At 52.6% G+C, this 7,202-nt stretch carries 6 protein-coding genes and 1 pseudogene; all 7 read right to left on the bottom strand.

Annotated elements, in window-relative coordinates:
* Positions 1 to 64: 64 nt before the first annotated feature.
* Positions 65 to 946: a KamA family radical SAM protein gene (locus NHF53_RS22025; protein ID WP_252836111.1), complete on the bottom strand. Its 882-nt coding sequence runs from the start codon at positions 944 to 946 to the stop codon at positions 65 to 67.
* Between the two features lie 132 nt (positions 947 to 1,078).
* On the bottom strand, positions 1,079 to 2,119 hold the full coding sequence (locus NHF53_RS22020; RefSeq protein ID WP_252836110.1) for a hypothetical protein: 1,041 nt from the start codon (positions 2,117 to 2,119) through the stop codon (positions 1,079 to 1,081).
* Between the two features lie 528 nt (positions 2,120 to 2,647).
* Complete coding sequence (locus tag NHF53_RS22015) at positions 2,648 to 3,223, bottom strand: recombinase family protein (protein WP_252836109.1); 576 nt, start codon at positions 3,221 to 3,223, stop codon at positions 2,648 to 2,650.
* Positions 3,224 to 3,381: 158 nt separating this feature from the next.
* Entirely contained in the window at positions 3,382 to 4,152 is a 771-nt protein-coding gene (locus NHF53_RS22010) for a S9 family peptidase (protein ID WP_252836108.1), read from the bottom strand.
* Between the two features lie 93 nt (positions 4,153 to 4,245).
* Positions 4,246 to 6,273: a Tn3 family transposase gene (locus NHF53_RS22005; RefSeq protein ID WP_252836107.1), complete on the bottom strand. Its 2,028-nt coding sequence runs from the start codon at positions 6,271 to 6,273 to the stop codon at positions 4,246 to 4,248.
* Positions 6,216 to 6,659 (bottom strand): hypothetical protein, encoded by a 444-nt coding sequence (locus NHF53_RS22000; RefSeq protein WP_252836106.1) that lies wholly within the window; start codon positions 6,657 to 6,659, stop codon positions 6,216 to 6,218. Before NHF53_RS22000 ends, NHF53_RS22005 begins: the two co-directional genes overlap by 58 nt.
* A gap of 48 nt (positions 6,660 to 6,707) precedes the next feature.
* Positions 6,708 to 6,845: pseudogene (locus tag NHF53_RS21995) on the bottom strand (Tn3 family transposase); the annotation flags it as partial.
* Positions 6,846 to 7,202: the final 357 nt, after the last annotated feature.

The raw sequence follows: 7,202 nt of genomic DNA, 5'->3' as shown, positions 1-7,202 counted from the left end.
AGCGTCGGCATTCGACACTGGGCTATCTCAGCCCGATGGAATTTGAAAACAAGGTCGGATTAGCTTAACTCGGTGTCCGAAAAACCGGCAGCAGGCCAAGCCGACGATTGAGAGTCCGCATGATCTCTACGCTATCATTAATACCTTTCAACAGAACGGATTGATTCTGAACGGGGATTCCATGGCGCAGCAACATGTCCACTGCGGCGGCAGCCTCTCCTGTCACCTCCACTGGATGGTTGAAATGGGTACTGAACCAGACAGGGTGATAGCGCGATAATATTTCACACAGCTCAGGTGTGATGCGCTGTGGTAGAAATACCGGATACCGCGATCCGATCCGAATAATTTCGACATGAGGGATAGACCTCAAGTTTTTGAGTATCATGTCAATTTTGGAGTCTGGAAGAGTAAGCGGGTCTCCTCCTGTCAACAATACGTCCGTTATGTCAGAATGTTGCCGGATATATTCAAAATCCGGTTCATAATCATTTCCAAACTCGGCATTGTAGTAGGTGCCTTCGAGAGAAGTCGTATGAAATTTTCGAGTGCAATGTCGGCAATAAACAGGACATGTGTCCGAGACTAGAAGGATAACTCTGTTGGGATATTTATGAACCACCCTCCGCGTTTTAGCGTATTTCATATCGCCAACGGGATCGACACTGGCGCCGGACGACGAACCGGTTTCCACGGGGTGCGGGATGCTCTGAAGACGAATAGGACAGTTCTCATCCTCCGGATCCATAAGAGATGCATAATACGGCGTGATCATCCAAAGATATGATTTTTCCGTAACTGTGATGCCCCTACGCTCCCTTTCAGAAATATTAATCCATTTTGCTAGATTATCTTCAGTTCTGATCAGGTTCTTCATATGAAATTTCCAGCTTTTCCAGTCGTCCGGAGCAAAGCTGTCCTTTGTCAGAAATACTTCTCGGTTCATGATGTTTCCAATCCTGTGTGAGTTTATCTACACGCAAAATTCTGGGAACTCTCTGCCGCGTAAAAGGACCAGTGATCTGGTCAGAACCGAATTAAATCCTCCTCTTGGATGATGGTCTCGATGAGCTCCCTCTCAAAGATAAGGTGTTTCAGACATAATCTGCGTAATATTCCGCTGCGCTGAATTAAGCCCATAACGATCCGCAGCAGTACAAATAATAAGGTCCATAAGAGCGTTGTACGGAACCCCATGCAACTTTGCTAATACAGGCAGGTCAGAATTAGTGGGATGCAAGCCTGCGATGGGATTGGCTTCCAAAAAATGAGGATTTCCCACCGCGTCAGATCTGAAGTCGATGCGGCATAAATCTCGGCATCCGAGTGCACCGTACGCAACAAGAGCTAAACTGGCGGCGGTTTGGGCTTCGGCATCGTCTACTCTGCTAAATGTACAAAGTGATTCCTGATCTTCCTTATTGCGCATTGAGAATATGTCGGGATCCGCACCCGCATTCATTGTAATCTCAGCCACCCCTAAAACCCGTATTTGATCGTCATTGCCGATAATGCCAACAGTGAATTCCCGACCCGGCAGGTAAGTTTCCACAAGTACCGGTTGGCGAAAATGCCTCATGAGCGATAGAGCTGTCTTGGCGAGATGATCCGGGTCTTTAATCAATGAATCTGGGCCGCAGCCTTTGCTCGTACCCTCGGCAACCGGTTTCACGAAAGCCGGATAGTGCTGCCATTTCGTGAAATCTTCTCGTCCGGTCTCCACCAACATGGATTCAGCAGTCGGGACGCCAGCGTTGCGAATTAGACGTTTTGCCACCGATTTGTCCAATGCGATCGCCATTGTAAGAGGGTCTGAGAAAGCATATGGCTGATTGAAGAGTTCTAGCAGTGCTGGAACCTGCGCTTCCCGACTACGCCCGCTAAGTCCCTCCGCCATCGGCAAAACTAAATCCCAGACATCGCCCCTTACGAGCCGCTCCGCAAGTGCTCGCCCATCACCGATCCGATCAACACTGTGGCCAAGGCGTTCCAGCCCCCCAACCATCGCCTCCAGTGACGCTATGGTGTCAAACTCTGCCGTTTCTTCCTCGGAGTATCCCAATGCGAGATATTCTTCGCGCAAATTATAAACGATTCCTATTGCCAGCGATCGCTTCATTCGAACACCACAGATATTGTTGGGCCGAATGGGGAGGCCCTGAGCTTCATAACATTGACTTCTACAACGCAAGCTATCGGCAGTTATGCTGGGGGTCGGCGCTTTCGATTTCTTCCCACGACTTAGAAAGATTATTGAAATATACCATCATGTACAGTCGGCCTCCTGTTCGTGTCGAACTCTAATGACTGCCCCGACGACATGCTGCCCTGTTGATAAAAACATTCTATCAACTAAACGCAATTTTCAAGTGTATAAATTCAACTACAAGAACACATATTCGCCAAACCGTCCTTTAGATCATCCGACATAAGGCCTAATGGATTGAGAGCCCCATTTTTCCAGAAAAAATGTTATGCCAACAATTTATTGGTATTGTAAGTATATTCGACTATTCTAATATAATAGCCTAACACTCCCGTGATTTGCGCTCTCATTCATTGATCGAGCCATACTACTTATTCTAATTTGACGCAGTCGGCGCGAAGCTGCGATTTTTGTCCAACTCAAAGAACGGACAGAAATCGCTTATTTTACACGGTTTCTGACTGACTGGGTGGCGTGGCCTTCCAAGGCGCGGTAGACAGTCATTCTGGAAATGTTCAGCTCACGAGCAACGGCGGCTTTGGTTGCGCCAGCCGCGATCCGCCTGCGGATTTCCGCGTCATTGACATTCTTCTTCCTGCCCGTGTAGATGCCGTCAGCTTTTGCCGCGTCGATGCCCGCTCGTTGCCTGTCTTTGATGAACTTCAGTTCCATGTCAGCGACCATGCCGAGGATGGTGATGACCATTCGACCCATGCTTCCGGCCGTCGTGACTTCGGGCTCAAGAATGCGGAGTGACGCGCCCTTTTCGTCAAGCTCATGAACGAGATTGAGAACGTCCCGTGTGGAACGGCCGAGCCGATCAAGCCGCAGAACTACCAGTTCGTCGCCTGCATGCAAAAACTGCATAATGGTTTCCAACTCGGACCGCCCCTTTCGGGACGCCCCTGATCCGGTTTCCGAGCGGATGATTGCGCAACCTGCGGCCTTCAGACGCTCGTTCTGAATAACGAGGTCCTGGTCTGTGGTGCTAACGCGAGCGTATCCGATGCGGGCCATTGCGATTCTGTCACATTAGGGTGGCTTCGAGTGTGTAACGTCACTTTTATCGAAAATCCACCCTTTTGTTACACTCCGCACGCGTCACATTTGAATGTCACTCTAGGGCGTACCCAAAAGTGATGTCGGGCAAAACGCTGTCGCAAGAATAACCCGCTTCAGTCTGACTCTTGCGACATGGTAATCTCATCCATGTACTGATTGAGGTCGTTCTTCCAGAGCGTAGGCTTGAACATCAATGCATGGCCCGTGGGGGCAGCCACAAACCTCCCTCGACCGCCAGATGACAGAAACCTTTCGAAATTCCCTCTACAGTGCCCGATCCGGTAGTACTGGTCATAACTACCGTGCAGCCAGAGCGTTGAAATTCCGCTAGGTGCACCTCGTTCGAAGATTAGCGGATTGACGGTTTCATGGCTGAGGCAACCTCTACCAAGCCAGCCGCCGTTGAAATTGACCGCACCTCGGAATGTATTCGGCCGCATCCCTGCATATGCTATTGCCAAGATGCCGCCGCGAGAAACACCTCCGATGACTAGTTGATCCTGATTCACATCAGACCGCTCGCGCACATAACGCACGACAGCATCCATATCTTCTACGGCCCGCTCGAACCCCGCCATCGTAATCTCAATATCACAGGAATAGCCGGAGCCATCGGAAGCAAGCCCTTCTCCGTAGACACCGCCGGATTTCCCTCTCCCCCGGCGTTGTGGAAACAGAGCCATCCAGCCCCGCTCAACAAAATAGTTCCCTACGACAGCCGGACATATCGTCCTCGAATAGAGGGCCTTGTTTTGACCTCGACCGGTAGAGCCGTGGTTGAAAATGATCGTTGGATATGGGCCATCATGTTGAGGCTTGGCCGCAACGACTTCTAATTTAGCACCGGCCTCGCTAGATGGTATGAAAAACTTCTGATACTTCACTGATCCTCATGCGCGATTGTTTGTTGCAGAAATGCTAATTGAAGTTTCAGGTTAGAGCCTGAGTTTTTCAACGCGACTTTTTTGCACCGCTGCTTATGCGGCGATTCTGCCGAAATCTATCCTGCTGTCCAGATCAAGATCGAACCGACCGTATGGATTGACGTGAGCATAGATCAGCGGCGTGAGGCCGCGATGATCTTCCGGTTTCATGCGGCCTTGCCAGGCTGGTTCGGAGAGCACCGTTTGTAGCATGCGCGTGTTCACATAGACGAGCGAGGCTTGAAGAAGGTGCAGCGCTAGCGCCGAAACCTCCTGCTCATCAATGCGGTTAGTCGCCATTTCGCCACCCTTGCCGAAGAAAACAAAACCGTTGGCGCTGTTCCAGTTCTCGACAACATTGAGGCCTTCATGAATTTCCCGGCGGAAGGCTTCCTGACGCAGGTAGCGACATAGAAAGATCGTCCTCACTGCGCGGCCGAGTTCGCTCAATGCTTTATAAGTGGGATGCATCACTTCCGCTCGTGCGAAGCGGCGCAGGATTGCCTCCGGATCGGCTGTGCGGCTCTGCATGGCAGCAGTATATTTGACCATCTCGTCATATTGCTGCTCGACTTCCTCCCAGTTGACCGGGTTGCACAGAATTGGAAGCAGATTTGGCAATCTTCCACGAAAGCTCACGTCTGGCAGCGCAAGCTTCTGTCGGGCGATTGCCTTCAGGCGCGGGGCGAGTTCAAATCCGAGCAACCGACAAAAAGCAAAACCAACAGCGCTCTGTCCGTGGCTATCGACATATTGCCGCTGGATGTCTAGATTCGTGCAATGGCGAAGAACGCCCTCGATCATCGACGCGACCTCTGATGACGAGCATCGTTTGAGCTGAGAATAAACGCATGTGGCGCGCTTCTCGACATGCCAGTAAATCATGACTCCGCGACCGCCATAACGGGCATGCCACTCGGTCATCAGGTTGCGGTCCCAAGCTCCGAATTTCGTGGAATCGGAGGCACAGGCTGTTCCCGCATCACCCCAGACCGCAGCATTGCGAATTGCTAGCGTGGCATTGGCGACACGCGCACATGCCTCCCGTAAAGCGCCCGCATGAATGAACCGGCGATGCACATGCAGAAGCTCTTCATAGCTGGCGTCAGCGGTAGCACCGGCCACTCGTTTCAGACCGGCATTGGTGCCAAGACCATAGAGGCAAAGAAGCAATCGTTGATCCAGGGTGGCCCTGGGCAACGCGACGCGGGAGGCCGAGGTCTCAAATGCATCGAGAAACCCGGTGTCGAGTGCGGCTTCCTTCAAAACTTCAAGGAGACCCGTCATCGGCCAGCGTTGACCAATTTCCGATTTAATCGCGGCCAGTCCGGTTGGCTCTGGCACGGGTTTGAGCGGCGTGATGGAAATCCGGTTTTTGCCACGCCAAAGAATTCTCACCTTCTCATTTCGCGGGATCGTTTCGTTAAGGAGCAGCATCTCGTGCTCCAGTTCATTGCGAACCGACGCCACAAACTCACGGGCATTTTCATTCAGATTCAGTCGAGAATAGTAAGAGGAACGACGAACCGCAAAATCCTTCGGCAGATCATCATCGGGGTTGCGATAGCGATCGGCGCTGACTACCCAGATTTCCTTTGACCGGATGCACTCGCGCAATTGTGTCAGAACACAGAGCTCATAGCTGATGCGGTTCACACGACCATTCCGGTCGATGACGGAACTGCGCCATTTGGTCGGGATTACACCGTCGATGGGCAACTCCTGTTGCGACACGAACCGACATCCATCGTCCAGCTTCGCCCTGAGCCAGTCAAGAGCGGATAAGACCGGTCGCCAGACTGCATTGTTCGACCGGAATTCCAGCACCGACAGCAGGCTTGGCAGCATCCGGCGATAATGATTGGCCCATGAATTGCGCATGACTGCATAAATGCGGCGGTCGAGCGCACCCTTGGCTTTACTTTCCTTGATGATCGCCGCCAGCTTATCCTTGCCGACAACCGGGAAGATGACATCGCAAATGCGGCCATCCGGAGCATCAATCGATGCGGTGGCAATATCGACTAGAAGCCGTTCCTTGCCATAGACGCGTTCGATATCCTTGGCGATGTCGCCCACCACTTTCCGTTTCGACCGGGTTCCGATTTTGTGTACCTTTCAACAAGCAGTTCGACCATTGCATCCGTGATCGTCGACTCTCGCTCCATCAGGTACACAGCATAAAGTGCCAGTTGGCGAGCTTCCGTGTGGCGGCGCATCTCGGAAGCCTTCTCGCCGGAAACGCGGCGGACAATATGCTCAACCCATGCCGGGTTGATATTTGCAAGCATATGTCGGCGAAGATTCAATTCCCGGATGAACGCCAACCGCCCGGTCACTTCAAGAATATTGTCGAGCGTTGCGCGGCCCGCATCGGCTTTCATTGCGTTGAAGCCAGTCGGCGCATCCGCGTCGGTCAAGGACCCGACCATCAGAGCGATGGTTTCAACGGGCAGCGCTGCGCTCACCTCATGGAGCCAACTGGGGTCGTTTGCGGGAGGGGGCGGAATCCTACGCTAAGGTTTTGGCCACCGATATTCTCCGGTCAGATTAATGTGCTCCCATCCGAGCGGCGAGACATGGGCCAGCATTTCGGGCGATAGCAGTTTTCCGTCGCTTTTCTGGTTGGCGACGACTTCGCCCAGCTTCATGGGGTAGATTGAAAGTACGTGTAAAAAGTTCACACGGGCGGTTCATTTGGGAATCTGACGTGTTTGACGATTTCGCCGACGCGACCACGACTGGCCTTTTGGCCAATTTTCTCATGAATTTGCCGCACACTGAGATCGGTTGAGGCGGCGAGCGCTTCGATTTCGGTGATTAGCCAAGGTGCAAGCCGAGGGCGGCCGAGATGCTTGCCGCGCGCTGCGGCCGCCTTCATGCCAGCGGAGACGCGCTCGCTGATCAGTGAAGACTGTCAACGGCGGAGTAAAAACCGGCCACGCGGCGGCGCAAAAGTCGGCCACTGTGGCGCACGCATGAGAGCCCCGGGAGGGCGTAGCCCGAGCGGG

Origin of the sequence: Ciceribacter sp. RN22 (assembly GCF_024054295.1) — a bacterium.
GTDB lineage: Bacteria > Pseudomonadota > Alphaproteobacteria > Rhizobiales > Rhizobiaceae > Allorhizobium > Allorhizobium lividum.
This window is presented reverse-complemented; position numbering and strand designations above follow the sequence as displayed.

Coding starts and splice junctions, on each gene's coding strand:
- NHF53_RS22015 (WP_252836109.1), bottom strand. CDS start 3,223: ATGGCCCGCATCGGATACGCTCGCGTTAGCACCACAGACCAGGACCTC.
- NHF53_RS22020 (WP_252836110.1), bottom strand. CDS start 2,119: ATGAAGCGATCGCTGGCAATAGGAATCGTTTATAATTTGCGCGAAGAA.
- NHF53_RS22025 (WP_252836111.1), bottom strand. CDS start 946: ATGAACCGAGAAGTATTTCTGACAAAGGACAGCTTTGCTCCGGACGAC.